Below are 19,933 nucleotides of genomic sequence, written 5' to 3'. Positions count from 1 at the left end.
CCGGTCTTCGCGCAGGTGGGGGCAGGCAGCCGCATATGCCACGGGAGGCGAGAGTGACCCGCACGAACAACCGGAAGCAGTGGCGAAAAATCACATTGGCGTGCACGGTCGCCGTTATGGCGGTCGGCTGCACCAGCAATGAGCCGGCCTCCCCGAAGCCGCCCGCCACCACCCCCGCCCAGACCACCACCACGGCCCCCGAACCCACCCCGACCCCGACGCCTGCCGACCCGGCCGAGGCCGCGAAGAAGGAAGCGATCGCCACCTACCTCTCCCACTGGAGAGAAGTGGAGAAGCGCTACGCCGACAAGACCGACAAGGCTGGCGACCTGAAGAAGTACGCCGCCGCCGTTGCGCAGTACCAGGTCGAACGGGATGCCAAGGACTTCCACAAGAAGGGGCTGGTGACCACCGGCAACATCATCGTCGGCAACCCGACGGCGATCAGCGCGGACCTCGACCGGAAGGTTCCCAAGGTCGTGATCTCCAGCTGCATGGACATCACCCAGTGGCAGACCATCCACAGCGACACAGGCAAGCCCGCCACCCTGCCAGCCAACCGGCTCCTTCGGTACGTCATCAAGGCGACCGTCGAGAAGTGGGACAAGGGGTGGGTCGTCATCGCCGATGAGCCGCAGGGGAAGAAGTGCTGACCCGCAGAGCAGCGACAACCGCACTCCTCGTGCTGAGCACTGCTGCTCTCCCTTCCCTGACCGCTCGCGCGAGCGGTCCTGACGGGTCCGCCAATGGCAACTGCACCTTGTTCTCTTGCGGCGTGGAGGTGACCGTTCCCGGGTCGGGCGGTGGAAAAGGCGGCGGTAATGCCGGGGGAGGAGGCGGAGGCAAGGGGCCAAAGCCGAAACCGCCAGAGTGCACCCCAGCGGAGAAGGTCGATCCCCAGCCGGACGCCGGCAGCGACGTCTGGGAGGGCCAGGACCCCGCCAAGGGCGCCGTCCTCTACATCCGGACCTGCCGGTACTTCGATTCGAGCGGGGGCTCGACCATGCTCACCGAGACGTTCGTGGGCGGCGCCGCCGGCCCGGTGGTCCCGGCCGTCGATCCTGCCGTGTTGGCCCAGCGGGCCGTCGACCAGATGGTCCTGCGAGGCCCGCAGATCGGAATCGTCCCGAAGCCGGGCGGCCTGGGTCTGGTAGGGATGCCGGTCTACATGTGGACCGAGCGCGGTCCGGAGACCTACGGCCCGAACACGGCCTCGGCGTCCGCGGGCGGGATCACTGTCACGGCGACGGCGAAGGTGCGGAAGATCGTGTGGCAGATGGGTGACGGGAAGACCGTCACCTGCACCACTCCCGGCACCCCCTACAAGGCCGCCTACGGCAAGAAGCCGTCCCCCGACTGCGGCCACCGCTATGCCCAGCCGTCCCTCACCGGCCCGTACCACGTGGTGGCGACGTCGACGTGGAGCGTCGACTGGCAGGCGACGACCGGTCAGTCCGGGCAGATCACCCAGACCCGGCAGAGCACGGTCGATGTCCGTGTCGGTGAGCTCCAGGCCGTCGGCAGCAGCTGACCGAGCGCTCCCGCACCCCCCTTTTCTACTTCCTCGTTCCCGCGCGTTCTCGTTTCCTTCAGGAGAGGCGAAAGACCGTGAGCAAGACCGCTGTTCCCCCAGCCGCCGGGCAGGTGCCCGCCCAGCAGGGGCCCCCGCAGATCCCCGGCGCCGTGGTCGGGTTCAGGGCCCGCCGCCGGCGTCCCGGCATGTACGCGCTCGCGATCGCGCTGATCGCGGCCGGCGGCAGCGGCGGGTTCCTCGCGTTCCAGGCGACGGGGGAGCGGACCCCGGTCCTCGCGGTCGCCCGCCCGGTACAGGCCGGTGACGTCATCAAGGACGCCGATCTGATCGAGGCCCAGGTCCAGCTCGATGCCGCTCTCAAGCCGGTCCTCGCCGCCGAGCGTGACAAGGTCGTCGGCAAGCGCGCCGCGGTCGCTCTCACCCCGGGCTCGCTCCTCACCCAGGGGCAGGCCACCTCCCGGACGCTGGTGAAGGCGGGCGAGCGGCTCGTCGGTATCGGGCTGAAGGCGTCGCAGATGCCCGCGACCCGCCTGTCCCCGGGGGACAAGGTCCTCGTGGTCGCCACCCCCGCCGAGGGGCAGATCGCCGGTGAGGACGGCAAGCGGCCGGCGCCGGTGGAGATCGCTGCCCGGATCGTGAAGGTGGGGGAGAAGCAGGCCACCACCGGCGACACCGTCGTCGATGTCGCTGTGCCCTCCCAGTTCGGTGCCGTCCTCGCGGCGCAGGCCGCGACCGGCGACGTCGCTCTCGTCGTCGACTCTCCGGGAGGCTCGTGATGGCCGTCATCGCCCTGGCGGGCCTGCCCGGCGCCCCCGGCGCGACGACCACCGCGCTCGCGCTGCTGCGGACCTGGCCGCTGGAGGAGGGACGCCGGGTGGTGCTGGCCGAGTGCGACCCGGACGGCGGCGCCATCCTCGCCGGCGCGCTGCGCGGCGACGCTCCAGCCGACCGGGGCCTGCGCAACCTGACCCTGTCCTCGCGGACCCAGGACCTGGTCGACGCGTTCTGGCCCCAGCTGCTCGTCCTGGACGACGGCGGGAAGAACAGCGGCCGCAACCGGCTCCTGCTGCCCGGCCTGACCTCTCCCGATCAGGCCCCCGGGCTGGGACCGGTGTGGGGGCAGCTCGCCGACCTGTTCGCCGGGATCGAGAAGCACGGGCACGACGTCCTGGTCGACCTCGGCCGCTCCGGCGCCTACGGCCCCTCCGGCATCCTCGCCCTGCGCGCGGACGCCGTCCTGCTCGTCGTGCGCGGCACCCTGCGCGGCTTCCACGCCGCCGCCACCCGCATCAGGACGCTGCGCGCCCAGCTGGACGGCGAGTCCGGCCGCGGCGCCGGCGCCCTGGGCCTCATCCTCATCACCCAAGGCGCGTACGGGGTGCGGGAGGCCGAGGCCGAGCTTGGCGTCCGTGTCGTCGCCACCCTGCCGTACCGGCCCGAGGAGGCAGCTGTCCTGTCCGACGGCGCCCCGGAGAACAGCAAGTTCATGCGGTCGAAGCTGATGAGCGCCGCTCTCGACGCGACCACCCCGATCCGCCAGCACGTCGCCACCCGGCAGGCACGCCTGGCCTCCCCGCTTCAGCAGCGGCTGCTGAACGGAGGCATCCGTGCGAGCTGAACCGATCCACCCCGCCCCTGTTCCCCAGCCCTTGGCCCCCGCCCGGCCTGCTGCCACGGCCCCTTACGGGGTGGCGCTTTCCGCTCACAGGCTGCCTGCGCCCGGCACTGCACCGGCCGGGGACCCCCGGCTCGCGCCGCGGGTACGGGTGGATGCGAAGGCCGCCGGCGAGATGAAGCGGCGGGTCAACGACCAGCTGCTCGCCGAGGCGAAGGCGAACCCGGCGCTGGCCGGGAAGGTGCGGGAGCAGCGGGCCCGGGCGCTGATCAGCGAGCTGGTCGCGGTGTGGGGTGACGCGGCCCGTCAGGTCCGCCCGGTGACGCAGGCGGAGGAGGAGCAGCTCGCCGCTCTCGTCTTCGACATGCTCTTCCGTTCGGGCCGTCTCCAGCGCTACCTGGACGATCCCGGGGTCGAGGACATCTGGATCAACGGCCACGACCGGGTCCACCTGAAGTACTCCGGTGACGGTGAGCCGGTGGAGGCCGATCCGGTCGCGGAGTCCGAGGAGGAACTCCAGGAGCTGGTGCGGGACCTGATCCGCAACAGCGGGCAGTCCGGCCGGACGTTCTCCACCGCGAGCCCGGACGTCGCGCTGCGCCTGCCGGACGGCTCCCGTCTCCAGGCTCTGCACCCGGAGATCACCGGCGAGCGGACGTTCGTCACGATCCGCCGCCACCGCCTGCAGAACGCCACCCTCGACGACCTCGTCACGGCCGGCGCCATGGACACCACGATCGCGGGCCTGCTGCGCGCCTGTGTCCGGGCCCGCCGCAACGTGATCGTCGTCGGCGAGCAGAGCAGCGGGAAGACGACGCTGATGCGGGCGCTGCTGCGGGAGATCCCGCAGCACGAGCGGTTCGGCACGATCGAGACCGAGTTCGAGCTGTGGGCGCACCAGAACGGCTACCACACGCAGGTGGTGCCGATGGAGGCGAGGGAGTCCAACGGCGAGCGGGTCGACGGCCGGCCGGTCGGCGAGATCACCTTGCTGGATCTGATGTACCGGGCGAAGCGCATGTCGCTCAAGCGCGTCGTGGTCGGTGAGGTCCGCGGGCCGGAGATCACCGCGATGATGCAGGCGCTGACCAGCGACCGGCCCGGCTCGATGTGCACGATGCACGCCTCCGAGCCGCACGTCGTCTTCGACCGCATCGCCGAGCTCTACCTCCTGGCCCGCGGGAACTTCTCCGAGCAGCTCGCCTACCGGCAGATCGCCAACGGCCTGCACTTCGTCGTCTTCATGTCCGTCGACGAGTCCGGGCCCGTCCCGCGCCGCCTGGTCTCCCACATCTGGGAGATCACCGGCATCGGGGAGAACGGCCGTCCCGCCTACAACGAGATCTTCCGCCCCGCTTCCGAAGCCGACCTGCGTGCCGTTCCCGCGGCCCCGCTCTCCCCGCGCTCGCGGCGCCGCCTGGAGCTGGCTGGCTTCGCCTCCCATCTCCTCGACCAGCCGGGCGTTCACGCCTGGGCGGGGGGTGTGTGATGGGAGCTTTGTGGTGGACCCTGTGCGGTGCGCTGCTGGCCGGCGGCGTGCTGGCCGCGGTCGTCGCGACCATCGGCACGACCGCCCCCAAGATCCCCGGCACTGGCCCGGTCTCCCGGCTGCGCACCGCGTGGACCGGCGGCCCTGGCGGGCAGCGGGAGGCGGCCCGCCGCCGCGCCCTGCTCACCGCCGCCGGAGCGACGTTCCTGGTGGTGTGGTTCGTCTCCGGCGTGTTCGTCGCCGCTCTGCTCCTGGGCGCTGGTGTGGTCGGTGTCCCGTGGCTTCTTGACGCCGGGTCGGGTGGTAAGGCCCGGATCGTGAAGCTGGAGGCGCTCGCCGAGTGGACCCAGCGTCTGTCTGAGATCCTCCGTTTGGGCCCGGCCCTGGGGAACGCGTTGGTCACCAGCCGGAAGAACCCGCCGGCCGTGCTCACCGAGGAGATCGCCGAACTCGCCGACAAGATCAAAGCCGGATGGTCCCCCGAGGAAGCGCTGCGCGACTTCGCCGGCCGTCTCGACGACGTCATCGCCGACAAGGTCTGCGCCGCGCTCATCCTGTCCGCGGTCGACCAAGGGCCCGGCCTCGCGCAGGTCCTGGAGGACACCTCCGCCCAGCTGCGTGAGGAGGTCGCCACTCGCCGCAAGATCGAGGCCGACCGCGCCAAGTCCCGGACTGCCATGCGCTCCATGACCCTGATCTGCGCCGCCCTGGTCCTGGCCGGCTTCCTCATCCCCTACACCGCCCCCTACGCCACCGCCCTCGGGCAGCTCGTCCTCGCCCTGCTGGGTGCGGCGTTCGCCGCGGTGCTGTGGTGGACCCGGAAACTCGCCAGCCACACCCCCGTCCCGCGGTTCCTGGTCAACGACCCCCGCAGCCGCGTCAAGCAGCCCCAGCCGGTGGAGGGCCCGTGAGCCAGACCGTCCTCGTCACCTGCGGCGCCGCCGTCGGCGGCGGCATCGCCCTCCTCGTCCGCGAGATCATCCCCTCCGCACCCCGCCTGGGCCCCGCCCTGCGCCGCCTCGACCCGCCCCCGCTGCGCCCCGGCCAGCAGCCGGCCCCCACCTCGGCCTCTTTGCTGGGCGGGGCGTGGGCCGGGCGGCTCGCCGAACGCCTCCGGCTCCCGCGGGCCGACCTCGACCTGCTCGCGCAGTCCCCGGAACAGTTCGTCACCAACAAGGTCGCCCTCGCCCTGCTCGGGCTGCTCGTCCCGCTCGTCCCCGCGATCGGCTGGGTCCTGATGGGCCTGTCCGTGCCCCTGTTCATCCCCGGCATCGCCGGCATCCTGCTCGCCCCCGTCTTGTGGCTCGTCCCGGACTGGGCAGTCAGGGCCGAAGCGGCCAAGGCCCGCACCGAGTTCGCGCACGCGGCCGCCGCGTGGATGGAACTGGTCGCCAACCGGGTGATGTGCAACCGCGCTCCCGACCAGGCCCTCGAAGACGCCGCCCGCATTGGCCAGGGGTGGGCGTTCGCCCGGATCCAGGAAGCCCTCCTGCGCGCCCGCACCGAGAAGTCCTCACCCTGGGCCGCACTCGACGAACTCGGCACCCAGCTCAAGCTGCCGGTCCTGACCGAGACCGCCGACATCATGCGCCTGTCCTCCGACGACGGCGCCGCCGTCTACGCCACCCTGCGCAACCGTTCCAAGGCCCTCACCACCGAGCTGCTCACCGCGGACGCGGCCCGCGCGAACGCCGACAGCGAGAAGCTCCACACCCCCGCGGCGCTGCTGGCGGTCATCGTCATGATCGCCATGGCGTTCCCGGCCGTCCTCAACATCTTCTCCATCTGACCCCGCCCCAGGCCCCGCCCGACGGGGCCGCCCGAACCGGAAGGACCACCACCGTGAAGAGCCCGCTCCTCTACGCCCAGGCCGCCCTCACCGTCACCGCCGGCGCGCTCCGCTCCCGCCTGCAGACCCTCCAGCAGGAAGTCAGGGACGGTGACGACCGCGGCGACAGCCCCATCTCCACCGTCGTCATCATCGTCGCGGCGGTCGCCGGAGCGCTCCTCATCGCCGGCGGCCTCGCCGCCGCCTACGGCCGCGCCAACGGCAAGCTCTCCGGCATCCTCGGCGGCTGACCCGAGAGGGATCGAGACGCCATCATGTCCCTCCGCAGCCTCCTGCCCGCCCAGCACGACCTCGACCGCGGATCCGCCCCCATCCAGGTGGCGATCATCTTCCCGGTCGTCATCCTCATCATCTTCGGCATCGTGCAGGGCTTCACCATCGCCTGGGCCCACAACGCCGTCGCCACCGCCGCCCGCGAAGGCGTCTCCGCGGGCCGCATGTACGGGGCCGGGCCCGGCGACGGCGCCGCCAAGGCCCGCAAAGCCACCGCCGACCTCGGCGGCAACCTCCTCACCAGCGTGTCCGTCTCCACCGCCGGCACCACCCGCGACCGCATGAGCATCCGCGTCGAGGGCCAGGCCGTCTCCCTCGTCCCCGGCCTGAAAAGCATCTCCGTCAGCTCCGCCGCGTCCGGGCCGATCGAGCAGTGGACCACCGCGGGAGACGACCGATGACCAGACACCCCGGCCCGCACCCGCGCCCGTGTCGGCGTCCGGCCCTGGCCGGCCGGCTGCGGGGAGACCGGGGCGACGCCGCGATCGAGGCGGTCGTCGTCGTACCCCTGCTCCTCGCGCTCGCCCTCGTCGTCCTCGCCGGCGCCCGTCTGTCCCTGGCCGGGCAGACCGTGGACGCCGCCGCCCAGGCCGCCGCCCGCGCCGCCTCCCTCGAACGCACCCCCGCCGCCGGGCAGTCCGCCGCCCAGCAGGCGGCCGCCGCCGTCCTCGCGCAGGACGACCAGCCCTGCACCTCCAGCAGCGTCCGCGCCTCCACCAGCGGACTCGCCGCCACCCAGGGGGAGACGTCCACCGTCACCGTCACCGTCTCGTGCCGCGTCCCGATCGGCGACCTCCTCATCCTGGGCGGCGGCCCCGGCGTGCGGACCATGACCGCCTCCTTCACCTCCGTCGTCGACACCTACCGAGGACGCGGATGACCACCACCCACCCCCACACCCGACGCCGCCCCTGCCCTCAAGCCAGTCTGTGCGCCGGGCCTTGCAGGCGCCGGGGCCAGCGGTTCACGGACGACCGAGGGGCGGTCTCCCCGTTCGTCGCCATCGTCACCGTCCCGCTGCTCCTGCTCGGCGGCCTGTTCGCTGTCGACGCCTTCGGGGTCTCCCGCGCGCACGAGCGCACCGACGCCGTCGCCACCGAAGCCGCCCGCGCCGCCGCGCAGGCCATCGACCCAGCGAAGGCCGCCACCGGCGAAGCCGTCGTCGCCGACCCCCACGCCGCCTCCGCCGCCGCCCGCGCCTACCTCGCCCGCGCCGGAGTCCGCGGCACCGTCGCCGTCACCGACGGCGGCCGGCGCATCGAGATCCACGCCACCGGAAGCTACCGCGGCCGGTTCGTCCCCAAGACCTGGACCGTCACCGCCACCAGCACCGCCACCCTCCTGCACGGCACCACCCAACCCCAGAAGGACTAGAGCCGCCGATGCCCGCCACCCGCTCCCGCGCCAGACGCCTCCCGCGCGCCCTGGCCTGCCTGGCCGCCCTGGCCGCGGTCACCGCCGGCCTGCCCTGGATCCTCGCCCAGGCCACCGCCTCCCTCTGGGGACCGGGCACCGACGCCTTCTCCCACCTGCTCACCCGCACCGACACCGGCGCCGCATTCCTCCTCGCCCTCGTCGCGGTCGGCTGGACCGCATGGGCCATGTTCGTGCTGTCGCTGCTGGTGGAACTCCCCGCCCAGCTCCGCGGCCGCACCGCCCCCCGCCTGCCCGGCCTGCGCCTGTCCCAGCGCGCCGCAGGCACCCTCGTCAGCGGCATCCTCGTCGCCTTCGCCTCCAGCACCCTCGCCTCCGCCGCCCCCGCCCTCGCCTCCACCCCCGCCGCCCCCGCCGCGGTCTCGGCACCAGCCACCGCGGACGGCCAGACTCCCGCCGCCCCGCAGACCGCGGCCGCGGAGAAGAAGACCGAGCAGACCTACACCGTCCGCGCCGTCCGCCCGGCCGAGAGCCTGTGGTCGATCGCGGAGCTCCTGTACGGCGACGGCGCGCTGTACACGAAGATCGCCGACGCCAACGAGGGCCGCACCATGACCGACGGCACGGTCTTCCACGCCGATGCCCCCATCCGGCCCGGCTGGACCCTGAGCCTGCCCGACACCCCCCATGTCGACGCCGTCCCGGCCCCGGCCCCGCAGACCGACACCTACACGGTGAGCGCCGGCGACAGCCTCTGGGAGGTCGCCGAAACCCAGCTCGGCGACGGCGACCGCTACACCGAAATCTTCGCCGCCAACAAGAACAAGCCCCAGGCCGACGGCGGAACCCTGACCGACCCCGACGACATCCACACCGGCTGGAAACTCACCATCCCCGCCGCCACCCCGCCGGGCGACACCACCACGCCCCCAGCCCCGGCGAAGCCGGCGGACACCGCGAAGCCGGCTCCGGTGAAGCCTGCTCAGACCGTGCCGGCGCCGACACCATCCGCCAAGCCGACCGGGTCCCCGGCTCCCGCCCGCACAACAACCCCCGCTCCCGCCCGCACCGCCCCTGCGGTCGAGAAGCCGGCCCCAGCCGCGCCTACCACCCGCCCGGACACCGCGACCACGACGCCTTCGGCCGTTCCTTCCCCGGCAGCCGAACCGGTGGCCCCGGCCGTGAAGGACGAAGACACCGACGGCGCGCTGCTCTCCGAGACAGCGGGGATCGGGATGCTCGCCGCCGGCGGTTTCCTCGCCGTCCTCGGCACCCTGCGCCTGCTCCAGCGCCGCCGCCGCAAGCCCGGCCAGCTGCCCGCCCCCGTCGACAACGAAGCCGCCGAGCAGGCCCTCCACGCGACCGCCGAACCCGGCAGCCTCCAGCTCCTCGACCTCGCCCTGCGGACCCTCGCCCACCACGCCGCCCAGCAAGGCGTCCCCCTGCCCGCCGCGACCGGCGCGAGGATCACCGCCCGCACCGTCGAACTCCTCCTCCCCGCCGACACCGACCCGCTCGCTCTCCCTCCCGCACAAGAACAGAACGACGGCAGCGATGACGACGAGCTGCTCCCGCCCGGCGAAGAGCCTGCGGCCAGGGACGAGGCTCTGGCGCCTTTCCTCTCCGAGGACCCGGGCCGCTGGGCCCTGGACCGCACCCAGGACCTCCTCGACCCCGACACCACCGCAGACATCCCCGCCCCCTACCCGGGCCTGGTCACCCTCGGCACCGACCCCGACGGAAACCACCTCCTGATCAACCTCAACACCTCCCGCGTCCTCCTCCTCGACGGCAGCCCCACCGCCGTCCGCGACACCGCCCGCGTCCTCGCCCTCGAAGCCGCGACCAGCACCTGGAGCGACCACGCCGAGATCATCACCGTCGGCCTCGGCGACGAACTGCCCCACCTCCTCCCCCAGAACCGGCTCCGCACCGCCCCGCACCTCGCCGCCGCCCGCGCCGACCTCGCCGAACTCCTCCTGGAACAGCGCCAGGAAGCCGACGGCGACGCCGCCCCGCCCCGCATGCCCTGGACCCTGGTCTGCGCCGCCGCCATAGAGGAGGACGAGGCCCGGCTCCTGGCCGACACCCTCACCGCCGCCCGCGAACTGCCCGTCGCCCTCGTCCTCCCAGCCCAGGGAACCGCCGGCGCGTTCGGCGCCTTCGACGACGCCGTCCAGCTCGCCGTCGGCACCACCAACCCTCAGCACGTCGAAACCCTCGGCGCCGACCTGATCGTCCAGTCCCTCCCCGAAGCCGACTACCAGGCGTTCGCCGACCTCCTGCGCCAGGCCGAACAACCCGCCCAGCCCGCCGAAGAACCCTGGACCCACGTCCCGCCCGCCCCCATCGAAGTGACCATCACCGCCCACGGCGACACCGACCCCGCCGACGTCCCCCTCACTCCCTTCGCCGCCTTCACCACCACCCGCCCCCTCGCCCCCGTCCCCCCGCTCCCCACCGAGCAGGATGACGAGGAGCCTGAGCAGGCCGACGACCAGGAGCCCAAGCCGGAAGCGGCCGAGGGCAGCACTGAAGCCGCCGCGGCCCGCCCAGGAGGCGAGGACCCGGCCGCCGCTGGCGGGGGAGAGGAAGAGAACAAGCAGGACGGCGAGGATGGCGCCGCGCCGCAGAAGACGAGTTCAGCCGCAGCCCCCGAGCCGGCGGCCCCTCCCGCCGGCGCCGCAGCCCCCACTGACTCCCCGGCGCCGATCCCCGCCGGGGACGCTCCGGACACCGCGGTCGATCTGCATGCCCCCGAGGTCCAGATCCTCGGTCCGGTCGCGGTCACCGGCATCCAGGCGTCCGGCCACGGCCCCAAGCTCGCCCAGCTCGCCGCCTACCTCTACTTCAAGCCCGGCCAGCCCGACACCGTCCGCGAGGCGATGGACCCCCGCAAGCCCTGGGGCACGGCCACCCTTCAGACCAGGATCTCCCAGCTCCGCAACAGCCTGGGCGCCGACGCCGACGGCGCGCTCTACCTCCCGCGCGACCGCACCGGCATCTACCGGCTCTCCCCGAAGGTCCGCTGCGACTGGCACCGCTTCACCCACCTCGCCGAACGCGGCCTGAAGAAGGGCCCCTCCACCGGCATCGCCGACCTCGAAGCCGCCCTCGCACTCGTCCGCGGCGTCCCCTTCGGCGGCACCCCGCCCGCCTGGGCCGCCGTCCACCACCAGGAGATCCTCGTCCGCATCACCGACACCGCCCACACCCTCGCCACCTGGCACCGCGCCGGCCCCCGCCCCGACCTCGACGCCGCCCGCCGCGCCGTCCGCCACGGCCTCAGCATCGACGACAGCGCCGAACTCCTCTACCAGGACTGGATGCGCATCGAGGACCAGGCCGGCAACCGCGAAGCCGTCCACACCGCCTACACCACCCTCCTCACCATCAACCGCCGCCTCGACGTCAGCACCGAACCCGAGACCGAAGCCATCTACGAACAGATCGTCCGCCGCACCGCCTGACCCGGTCCGCCGTCGACACGCCAAGCGCCGGCCCCCGTACAGGGGCCGGCGCTTTTCTGTCCGCGACGGTGGGCCGCAGCGAAGGAGATCAGCTGGTCTTGCGGTTGGTCAGATGGGGCCCGATGTAGCCGCCCACGATCTTCCCCGTGATTCCCCGGCTGTCGTCGTAGAAGTAGATCCGGGGCGAGACCGATCCCTTCGACCCGAGCTTGAGGTGCGCCTCCATCTGCATCCGGCCCCGCGGGTCGAGCTTGCTGGGGGCAGGGAAGATCCGCTCGTCCCCCCAGGTGGTTTTCGTCGCCTCGGTCTCGCCCATCGCGATCTGCTTCACGGGGAAGATCCGGGCGCTGGCCACCGGGGTGGTCAGGCAGAACTGGAAGTACCCGCCGTTGACCAGCCCGTCCTTCTGCGCCTCCGCGTACGAGTCGAGCGAGCGCAGGCCCTGCCACGCCTTCGCAGCCCAGGTCCGCGCGAGCTCGTGGTCGTCAAGGGACTGGGTGAGGGCGAGGTCGGCGGTCACCAGGACGTGCTCCAGCTCGCCGAGCCGCTGCACCAGTTCCTCGAAGGAGACCGGCTGGGCCTGCGTCTGCTCCAGTACGACCGTCTCATCGTGCCGGCCCTGCGCGTGCAGCCGCCGGCGCAGGATCCGGGCCTCGGCCTGAGCGCGCTCGACGTCCTCCAGAGTCAGCAGGTGGGCTTCCATCTCCTCCTCGTAACGCCCGCTGGCCGTACGCAGGTGTCGAGCGGTGCATCAACCGCTTGAAGCAGTGGCGTGGCATAGCCACCCGCTACGACAAGACCGCAACCATCTACCTGGCCGGACTCTACGTCGCCGGCATCTTTCTGTGGTCTGCCAGGCCCACGGCTCAGGAGCAGGAGCGAGCCGCATCGTCCCAGGCGCCGGGGCTGCGGTAGTGGTTCTTGTGCCCGGCGGCGAGTACGTGGCGCAGTTGGGCAAGGTGCTGGGTGTTCGGGGGGAGATCCAGCTGGTCAAGGATGGCCAGTGCGGCAGCCGGTTCCAGGTCACCGTAGACGTCCTGGAAGCTCGTCAGGAGGCCGCGGAAGACGGCCGCGTGCAGGGCGGGAAGCCGCATGGCGGTGCGGTACGTCGGCTCCTTCACCGTCCAGCACACCGGGCCTGAACATTCCAGAACGCTACGGGCTCGGCGGAGCAGGGCTTCCGATCGCTCGGCCACCACGCGGTCGATGTCGTTGCCGAGGACCTCGGCGAAGGCCGTCGCGGAAGTGGTGTGGTCCTCGAACCAGTCCACCCACAGCGAGTAGGTGACGGCCTCGGCGTCCCGGTCCGCCTCCAGCCGCTGACGGTAGCCGTCCCACAGCGCGTCGGCCGGCAGGGGGCACTCCGCGTCGTCGTTCGCGAACCGGATCTCGCACGTGACCCAGTAGTCGTCGAGGAGGTCCAGCAGCCCGAAGGCCAACCGCAGCTGGTCAGCTGCATCCAGGTCTTCGGCGAACACATCGCCGGCCCAGGACTGCGCCACCTGGTTGGCGGTGAGCAACACGTCCGGCTTCTCGTCGCTCACCCACCCGTCGCCCATCTGGCGGATGCCCTGATCAGCCAGCCAACGCCGCGCTGCTTCCTCGGCTTGCATCTCCACTCGGGAAGTATGACAAGCCTCGCAAGATCCGAACGAAATGGCCTAGTAGTGCTTCGTTACGTTGGGTGATCTTGGCTGGTGGTGGGCATCTTCTGGTCATGAGGTTGGGGGAGGTGGAACGGCTCCGGGGTGAGATATCGGAGTTCGTTGCCGATGTGTTCGCCTCGTTGCCGCGGCGGGATCAGCGGCGGTGGGGCGGGTGTTATCTGCGGGGCCTGATGCTGGACGGGCGGCGCAAGTCGGTCCAGCCGATGGCCGAGCGGCTGCCGGACGGGAACATGCAGGCCCTGCAGCAGTTCGTGAACCAGTCGCCGTGGGATCCGCTGCCGGTGCGGCGCCGGATCGCCGAACGGCTGAGCCGGGCGATCCGCCCGGAGGTGTGGGTGATCGACGATGTGTCGTTCCCCAAGTGCGGCACCGCTTCGGTCGGGGTGGCCCGGCAGTACTGCGGAGCGCTAGGGAAACGGGCGAACTGCCAGGTCGCGGTCAGTGTCCACGCCGCCACCGACACCGCGTCCTGCCCGCTGGACTGGCAGCTGTATCTGCCGCGGGAGTGGACGGAGGAGCCGGACCGCTGCCACAGGGCCGGGGTGCCGGACGAAGCCATGGCCCACCAGGAGAAGTGGCGCCTGGCGCTCGGCATGCTCGACACGCTCGCCGGTTGGGAGGTGGAGGTGCCGGTGGTGGTCGCCGACGCGGGCTACGGCGTCAGCACCCCGTTCCGGACCGGTCTGGAGGAACGCGGGCTGTCCTATGTCCTCGCGCTGACCGGCAAGGAAGTCGCTCATGCCGAAGAGGCCGAGCCGCACCGGCCCGCCTACGGCGGGCTCGGACCGCCGACCCTGCCCCGCTACCGCACCCCGCCCCGAGCCGTCAGTGTTCTCGCGGAGGAAACCGGTGCGGGACAGTTCACCGAGGTCACCTGGCGGCAGGGCAGCAAAGGCCCGATGACCTCGCGGTTCGCCGTCCTGACCGTCCGGCCGGCGGGCAAGCAGTCCCTGGCCGCGGCCCAACAGGCGGGCGGCGGCCGCACCCGGTGGGACGGTGTCCTGCCCGCCCGGACCCTCCTGGTCGAGTGGCCTGACGGTCAGGACGCGCCGACGGGCTATTGGATCTCGAACTTGCCCGCCACCACCCCGGTCGCCGACCTGGTCCGCTGGGCGAAGATGCGCTGGCGGATCGAGCACGACTACCGCGAGCTCAAGCACGGCCTCGGGCTGGACCACTTCGAGGGCCGCTCCTGGCGCGGCTGGCACCACCACGTCACCCTCGTCACCGCCGCCCAGGCCTTCCTCACCCTGCGGCGGCTCGCCCCAAAAGCCCACACGCCGGCCTGACCCTCTACCAGGTCCTCGACACCCTCCAGGACCTGCTGCAGTGCTGGACCGGCACCTGCACCACCTGCGGCCAACCCCTGCCCCGCAACAGAACCAGACGAAGAACCTAACGAAGCACTACTAGGGGCGAAGAGGAGCGAGGGGCCTCCGCCCGAAGGGTCGCCATCGACGGTCAGCGGGCGGGAGGACCATCCTGCCGAACCGGCGTTCATGCCGCTGGGCTGCCGGAAAACTCGCGGGGGACTGCCCCGGGGGGCCGCGGCCCGCTACCGTGGTCGTCATGGCACGGGAACTCCGCATCGAGATCAGCGACGAGGCGTACGAAGCGCTCCAGCACGCAGCCGCCGCCAAGCACGTGGCCGCCGAGGACTACGCGGGCCAGGTCCTGCACGCCGATCTCACCCGGGCCCGCTTCCTCGACGGCGCCCGCCTGGCCGTCGCCGAGCACGCCGACGCCTTCGCCGCCCGCTACGGCCGTCCCGCTGCCGGCGGCACCGAAGCCGCCTGACCCGGAGACCCGCACGTGATCCTTCAGGTCGACCTGACCTGGCTCCTCGACATCGCCCACAACGAGATCCCCGGCGACCCGGAGATCACCGACTGGGGCGCCCTCGAAGCCGCCCGCGCCCGCCACGCCTTCCGCGTCATGGACACCCCCGTCTACGACCGCCCCCACCACCGCGCCGCGGCCCTCCTCCACCAGCTCGTCCGCGTCCCCGCTCTGGAGCACTCCAACGAGCTGTTCGCCCTGGCCGTCGCCACCGGCTACCTCCACGCCTCCGGCCACGCGCTCACCCTCAGCAGCCAGGACGCCATCAATCTCGTCGACCAGGTTCGCGCCGGCACCATCGACGTCCGGCAGATCGCCGCCACGCTGAAGACGCGTCCCTGACCCCGCCCAGACGGCTCAGCAGCCGGTTCACCTGCTGACGGCACGCCGTAGACCGCAGAGAGCGCCGCTTACCACCCCACTCACCACGAGGTGTTGTGAGGCTGTGATGCGGCCGGCGCACTGGTGGTAAGCGTGGTGGTGAGGTCGGTGGCGAAGGGTGAGGCGCACGCACGCCGCCTACCCCTTCCGTGGAGCTGCTGATGCCCTCCCCGTCTTCTCGTGGTCTCGACGAGGCCCTCGACAACCTCGCCACGATGGCCGGCCGGTTCTTCGTCGGTGAGGACCTCGACGGGATCCGCCGCACCGACGCGACTTTCCTGCGCCCGGGCCGCCGGGTCATCGCGAAGAACCTCGACGTCCCGGTCCGCCGTTCGTCGTACCGGGCGGGCTGGCACCGGCTCACTGTCCGTACCGCCGCCCTGGCCGCGGCCGCCGGCAGCGCGTACGCCTACCTCACCCACCCCGCCGGGGTCACCCAGACCCTCACCTACGGCGCCCCGGCCGCGATGCTCGCCACGGCCGCGGGCGGGGTGGTCTACAGGGTCAAGGGGAGGGAGCGGCGTGAGTTGCTGGAGGAGTGGGTCGAGCCGCTGCATCAGGCGCTCGCCGACCCGCTCGGGGTCTCCGAGCACACCGACCCGGCCTCCTACCTGCACGTGCCGGTCGACTTCTCCGACGACGACGCCGAGATCCGTATCGACCTGCCCCTGCACCTGAAGTTCAACCACGACCAGGTCGCCGAGCTCGTCATGCAGAAACTCGCCCTGCAGAACGCCTCCTTCTCCTGGCGCCTGGCCGGCCGCGACCCGCACCTGATCGTGAAGAAGAAGGACCGCCCCCCGGCCTCCCTCGGCCTCGACGACCACGGCGTGCGCGACCTGCTCGCCTCCGTCCCGGAGTCCGCGCCGCTGATCGGCCTGGGCGCGGGAAAGAAGAAGGTGTCGGTCGACCTCGACCACGAATCCCCCCACGTCCTGATCTCCGCCGGCACCGGCGGCGGCAAGTCCACCATCCTGCGCACCATCGCCTGCCAGTTCCTCCACAACGGCGCCCAGGCCCACATCCTCGACTTCAAGCGGATCTCCCACACCTGGGCCCGCGGCATCCCCGGCGTCCACTACTGCCGCGACATCTCCGACATCCACGACGCCCTCATCGCCCTCGGCGCCGAAGGCCACCGCCGCATCCGCCTCGCCGAAGAGCTCGGCGACGACGTCCTCGCGAGCGACCCCAGCCTCGTCGGCCCCCGCAACGTGATCCTCCTCGAAGAGATCAACGCGACCATGGCCCAACTGCGCCGCTACTGGGAGAAGAACCGCACCAGCGACGACCCGAAGACCTCCCCCGCGATCGACGCGCTCGCCGAGATCCTCTTCATGGGCCGTCAGGTACGCCTCCACGTCCTGCTCGTCGCCCAGTCCGCCACCGCCCGCGCCCTCGGCGGTCCCGAGATGCGCGAGAACTTCTCCACCCGCATCCTGGTGCGCTACACGATGAACGCCTGGAAGATGCTCGTCCCCGAGGTCACCCCCGCCCCGAAACCCACCCGGCACCCCGGCCGCGTCCAGGTCGTCCTCGGCGGCACCGCCCGCGAGACCCAGGTCCTCAACCTCTCCGAAGCCGAAGCCCGCGCATGGGCCATGGCCGGCGTCCCCGGCCAGCACCAGCCGCTCACCCTCCGCAAAACCCCCGCCCCTGCTGCGGCGCCGGGTGACCCTTCTCCGGTTGTTCCGGCCGGCCTTGCGGCGGGCGAGGCGCTGACGGCCGTTGTGCCGGTGCCGGGGGAGGAGGAGCTGATCGGGCTGCGGGTTGCCCAGCGTGAGCTGGAGGGGGTGAGCCTCGCGGGTCTGCGGTGGGCCCGGATCAACGACCCCGAGTTCCCCGACGTGGCCGGCCGGAATGGTCAGGAGTACCTCTACCGCCGCGGCGACCTCCACCGATGGGCCCGAAACCGGTAAGCCGGGTGGGTGCGCAGGCGGACGGAACTGCCCGCCCCGCATGCGTGTGCGGGGGTGGGGAGAGACGGCCCAGCTGCTACGCGGTGTAACCAAAAATCTGGAGGACCACAAGACCTAGGAGCATCGACACAACATCTAGTGGGTTAGCGCGCCTTGGCGACTACATTTAGTGGTCCCCGGTCCGACGGGACGTCGATGATCCGCTAATGTGGTCGTCACGCCTCGAAGCAGCGATGCCGGAGAGGCCCCGCTGGCCCATGCCCTAGGAAGCTGGCCGCGGGGCTCTCCGTCGTGACGTCTTCGAGGTGGTCCAACCCCTGAGAAGAGAGGCACCCCTTCGATGACGTCCGTCTTCGACATTACCCGAACGTTCGCCAGCCCCGGAACCTTCCCGGCTTCCACGCCGCGTCGGCCGCTGCCCGGTCTCCCGGTCGCGATCCCGGTCGAGAACCTCCCCGCCACCATTATCCTGCTGCTGTTCGCGGCGGCCGTGGCCGCCGGGATGTACGACCTGGCGGCGGCCCTGGCCGCGCTGCTCGCGGCCCCGATGTTCCACCCCAAGAAGTAGCCCCCTGACCGGTAGCCGGCCCTTCCCGCACGGCTCCCGGAGAACCACACCTTCCCCGTAGGCCCCGGACTCCTGTCGTCCGGGGCCTACGCCTCTTCCTCTGCTGCGGGCGGCAGGCCGCGGAGCATGACGGCATACAGCGGGGAGTCGGGGAAGGGGCGGCGTTCGCCGATCTTGCGGTAGCCCCAGGTTTCGTAGAGGGCCTGGACGCGGGGGTGGGTGGTGTCGACGAGGAGGGTGGCCAGGGGTTCGGGCCGGGCGTCGAGGAGGGTGTCGTGGAGGCGCTGGGCGAGTCCGGTCTTGCGCCAGGCGGGGCGGACCATGAGCTCGGACAGGGCGAAGGTGCCGTTCGGGACGGGGGCGGGGGAGAGGTGGCCGCGCCAGGTCTCGCGGCCGAGGGCGGCGGTGGCGCCGTAGGCGAAGCCGGCGGGATGGCCGTCGTCGTGGGCGATGACGCAGTCGAAGGAGGGCCGTGCGCCCCAGTGGTCGACGAACCAGGCGAACTTCTCGGTCTGGTGGAAGGGGTCGTCCCTCTCGGCGGCGTAGGCGTCGGCGTGGATGTCGAGGAGTATCTGGCGGATCGCGGGCAGGTCGGTGTGTCCGTGGCGGGTGAGGGTGGGGGTCATGTGCGGCTCCATTCGGTGCGGTAGCGGTCGGCCCACTGGCGGGTGACGGCTGCGTCGGGGGCGGTGGCGATCAGGCCGCGGTAGAAGTCGCCGAGCAGGGTCCGCAGCCGGCCCGGGAGCGCGGCGCCGCCGAGGAGGGGGAAGACGCCGGCGGTGGTGGCGGCCGCTTGGTCGACGTCGCCCTGGTGGAGCTGGGCGAGCGCGAGGCGGGCGGTGGCGAAGGCCCGGTTGCGGGCGAACTCCTCGGGCAGGGCCGCGAGCGCGTGGTGGGAGGCGGCTTCGGCGGCGGGGGAGTGCCCCAGGCGGTCGTGGACGATCGAGGTGATCGCGTGGAGCTCGGCCTGCCCGTAGAACGCGACCCAGCTCGGCCGCGGGCGCCCGGGGTCGGCCTGGGCGAGTGTCTTCTGCGCGGATTCGAGGGCCCGCAGGGCGGGCCGGTGGTCACCGAGGTGTGCGTGGGCGATGGCGGTCCGTGCGTGCGCGAGGCTCGCGAACAGCGGATCGCGCCGGGCCGCGCCCGTGTTCCGGGCGGCCTGCCCGGCCGCGAGGGCCTCCGCATACGCGCCGCGCTGGTGGGCCAGGATCGCCACCGAGTTCCACACCCGCATGGTGGCGACCGGGTCCTGGGCCAGCCCGGCCAGTTGCAGGGCCCGCTCGTGCAGCGGCTGGGCGCGGGCGCTGGCGCGGGCGTCCACGCACGACCAGGCCGCGGTCGCGGTGTAGTCGGCCGCGAGGGAGAACAGCCGCTGCCGGGTGCGCTGGGTGGCCGGCTTCTCCTGGAGCGCGACCGCCTCCCGCGCGCCGGCGAGCGCGGCCCGCTCCAGGGCGTCGTGACCGCCTCGGGAGTCGTCCAGCGCCATCAGGGTGTCGAGCTGCTGCCGCAGCCGCAGCACATCACCCCCGCCCGCCCCCGCCACGGCGGATGCCGGCGGGCCGAGCACGGCTGCACCCGCAGCCCCGGCCGCCAGCACGGCGAAGGAACGACGGCGCACGGGATCCTCCACGGGTGCACGGTTCTTGCGGCGGTCGGGCGCTGCGAACCCTAAGACGCCGACCGGCAGCCCGCTGACCTGCTCCAGCGCGATCCGGTACTTCTCCTGCGGCCAGGACGTCTCCCCGGAACGCCACTTGTGGACCGTGATCTCCGACAGCTCCCGTCCCGGACCGGCCCGCTGCGTCAGCCGCCGCACGACCGCGTCCAGCTCCTTCGCGAGCGCCGGGGCCGACCACCCTTCGCGCTCCATCCATCCGACGAACGCCTCGTTCCGTGCCCGTGCCATCCCCTCACCGTAGGACCTGAAGGCACCCCACCGAGGGTCAACAAAAGGT

General features: G+C 72.3%; 21 protein-coding genes. 17 read left to right on the top strand and 4 right to left on the bottom strand.

Annotated elements, in window-relative coordinates; translation table 11 throughout:
• Positions 1-116 precede the first annotated feature (116 nt).
• The 12 genes from IE326_RS19075 to IE326_RS41480 all read left to right on the top strand — a co-directional run bounded on the left by IE326_RS19075 (position 117) and on the right by IE326_RS41480 (position 11,604).
• Positions 117-653 carry a hypothetical protein gene (locus IE326_RS19075; RefSeq protein ID WP_229915494.1) on the top strand — a complete coding sequence of 179 codons (537 nt, stop codon included), beginning with the start codon at positions 117-119 and terminating at the stop codon, positions 651-653.
• A gap of 350 nt (positions 654-1,003) precedes the next feature.
• The gene (locus IE326_RS19070; RefSeq protein ID WP_190042325.1) at positions 1,004-1,531 is read left to right on the top strand and encodes an ATP/GTP-binding protein; all 528 of its coding nucleotides are present in this window, start codon (positions 1,004-1,006) and stop codon (positions 1,529-1,531) included.
• Between the two features lie 77 nt (positions 1,532-1,608).
• Entirely contained in the window at positions 1,609-2,310 is a 702-nt protein-coding gene (locus IE326_RS19065; RefSeq protein ID WP_229915493.1) for an SAF domain-containing protein, read from the top strand.
• Entirely contained in the window at positions 2,310-3,152 is an 843-nt protein-coding gene (locus IE326_RS19060) for a CpaE/TadZ family protein (RefSeq protein ID WP_190042324.1), read from the top strand. Before IE326_RS19065 ends, IE326_RS19060 begins: the two co-directional genes overlap by 1 nt.
• Before the next feature lie 148 nt (positions 3,153-3,300).
• Positions 3,301-4,638, top strand: a complete 1,338-nt coding sequence (locus IE326_RS19055; protein ID WP_229915492.1) for a TadA family conjugal transfer-associated ATPase — start codon at positions 3,301-3,303, stop codon at positions 4,636-4,638.
• On the top strand, positions 4,638-5,549 hold the full coding sequence (locus IE326_RS19050; protein ID WP_190042323.1) for a type II secretion system F family protein: 912 nt from the start codon (positions 4,638-4,640) through the stop codon (positions 5,547-5,549). The genes IE326_RS19055 and IE326_RS19050 overlap by 1 nt, the downstream gene beginning before the upstream one ends.
• Positions 5,546-6,427: a hypothetical protein gene (locus tag IE326_RS19045; RefSeq protein ID WP_190042322.1), complete on the top strand. Its 882-nt coding sequence runs from the start codon at positions 5,546-5,548 to the stop codon at positions 6,425-6,427. The genes IE326_RS19050 and IE326_RS19045 overlap by 4 nt, the downstream gene beginning before the upstream one ends.
• Positions 6,428-6,480: 53 nt before the next feature.
• Complete coding sequence (locus IE326_RS19040) at positions 6,481-6,717, top strand: hypothetical protein (RefSeq protein WP_190042321.1); 237 nt, start codon at positions 6,481-6,483, stop codon at positions 6,715-6,717.
• A gap of 24 nt (positions 6,718-6,741) precedes the next feature.
• Positions 6,742-7,161: a TadE family protein gene (locus IE326_RS19035; protein WP_190042320.1), complete on the top strand. Its 420-nt coding sequence runs from the start codon at positions 6,742-6,744 to the stop codon at positions 7,159-7,161.
• A complete protein-coding gene (locus IE326_RS41485; protein ID WP_190042319.1) occupies positions 7,158-7,640 on the top strand; it encodes a TadE/TadG family type IV pilus assembly protein in 483 nt (160 codons plus the stop codon). The genes IE326_RS19035 and IE326_RS41485 overlap by 4 nt, the downstream gene beginning before the upstream one ends.
• Positions 7,637-8,134: a pilus assembly protein TadG-related protein gene (locus tag IE326_RS19025; RefSeq protein WP_190042318.1), complete on the top strand. Its 498-nt coding sequence runs from the start codon at positions 7,637-7,639 to the stop codon at positions 8,132-8,134. Before IE326_RS41485 ends, IE326_RS19025 begins: the two co-directional genes overlap by 4 nt.
• Before the next feature lie 8 nt (positions 8,135-8,142).
• Entirely contained in the window at positions 8,143-11,604 is a 3,462-nt protein-coding gene (locus tag IE326_RS41480) for a LysM peptidoglycan-binding domain-containing protein (protein ID WP_190042317.1), read from the top strand.
• Positions 11,605-11,692: 88 nt separating this feature from the next.
• Here IE326_RS41480 and IE326_RS19015 read toward each other — a convergent pair whose 3' ends face one another.
• Complete coding sequence (locus IE326_RS19015) at positions 11,693-12,307, bottom strand: hypothetical protein (RefSeq protein WP_190042316.1); 615 nt, start codon at positions 12,305-12,307, stop codon at positions 11,693-11,695.
• Between the two features lie 163 nt (positions 12,308-12,470).
• A complete protein-coding gene (locus IE326_RS19005) occupies positions 12,471-13,217 on the bottom strand; it encodes a hypothetical protein (protein WP_190043407.1) in 747 nt (248 codons plus the stop codon).
• Between the two features lie 104 nt (positions 13,218-13,321).
• On the opposite strand from IE326_RS19005, the gene IE326_RS19000 reads away from it, so the two are divergent.
• The 5 genes from IE326_RS19000 to IE326_RS18980 all read left to right on the top strand — a co-directional run bounded on the left by IE326_RS19000 (position 13,322) and on the right by IE326_RS18980 (position 17,978).
• Positions 13,322-14,560: an IS701 family transposase gene (locus IE326_RS19000; RefSeq protein ID WP_190042315.1), complete on the top strand. Its 1,239-nt coding sequence runs from the start codon at positions 13,322-13,324 to the stop codon at positions 14,558-14,560.
• Between the two features lie 280 nt (positions 14,561-14,840).
• Complete coding sequence (locus IE326_RS18995) at positions 14,841-15,068, top strand: hypothetical protein (RefSeq protein WP_190042314.1); 228 nt, start codon at positions 14,841-14,843, stop codon at positions 15,066-15,068.
• Between the two features lie 15 nt (positions 15,069-15,083).
• The gene (locus tag IE326_RS18990; protein ID WP_190042313.1) at positions 15,084-15,452 is read left to right on the top strand and encodes a fic family toxin-antitoxin system, toxin component; all 369 of its coding nucleotides are present in this window, start codon (positions 15,084-15,086) and stop codon (positions 15,450-15,452) included.
• A 200-nt stretch (positions 15,453-15,652) separates the two neighbouring features.
• A complete protein-coding gene (locus IE326_RS18985) occupies positions 15,653-17,410 on the top strand; it encodes an FtsK/SpoIIIE domain-containing protein (protein ID WP_190042312.1) in 1,758 nt (585 codons plus the stop codon).
• A 340-nt stretch (positions 17,411-17,750) separates the two neighbouring features.
• The gene (locus IE326_RS18980; RefSeq protein ID WP_190042311.1) at positions 17,751-17,978 is read left to right on the top strand and encodes a hypothetical protein; all 228 of its coding nucleotides are present in this window, start codon (positions 17,751-17,753) and stop codon (positions 17,976-17,978) included.
• A gap of 86 nt (positions 17,979-18,064) precedes the next feature.
• Here IE326_RS18980 and IE326_RS18975 read toward each other — a convergent pair whose 3' ends face one another.
• Together IE326_RS18975 and IE326_RS18970 are read right to left on the bottom strand one after the other, a co-directional pair.
• On the bottom strand, positions 18,065-18,604 hold the full coding sequence (locus tag IE326_RS18975) for a GNAT family N-acetyltransferase (protein ID WP_190042310.1): 540 nt from the start codon (positions 18,602-18,604) through the stop codon (positions 18,065-18,067).
• Positions 18,601-19,884: an NsdA family TPR-like regulatory protein gene (locus tag IE326_RS18970; protein WP_190042309.1), complete on the bottom strand. Its 1,284-nt coding sequence runs from the start codon at positions 19,882-19,884 to the stop codon at positions 18,601-18,603. The genes IE326_RS18975 and IE326_RS18970 overlap by 4 nt, the downstream gene beginning before the upstream one ends.
• Positions 19,885-19,933: the final 49 nt, after the last annotated feature.

The sequence above is a fragment of the Streptomyces filamentosus genome, from assembly GCF_014654895.1.
GTDB classification, from domain to species: domain Bacteria; phylum Actinomycetota; class Actinomycetes; order Streptomycetales; family Streptomycetaceae; genus Streptomyces; species Streptomyces filamentosus.
The sequence above is the reverse complement of the archived record's forward strand: the minus strand, read 5'-3'. Positions and strand labels throughout refer to the sequence as shown.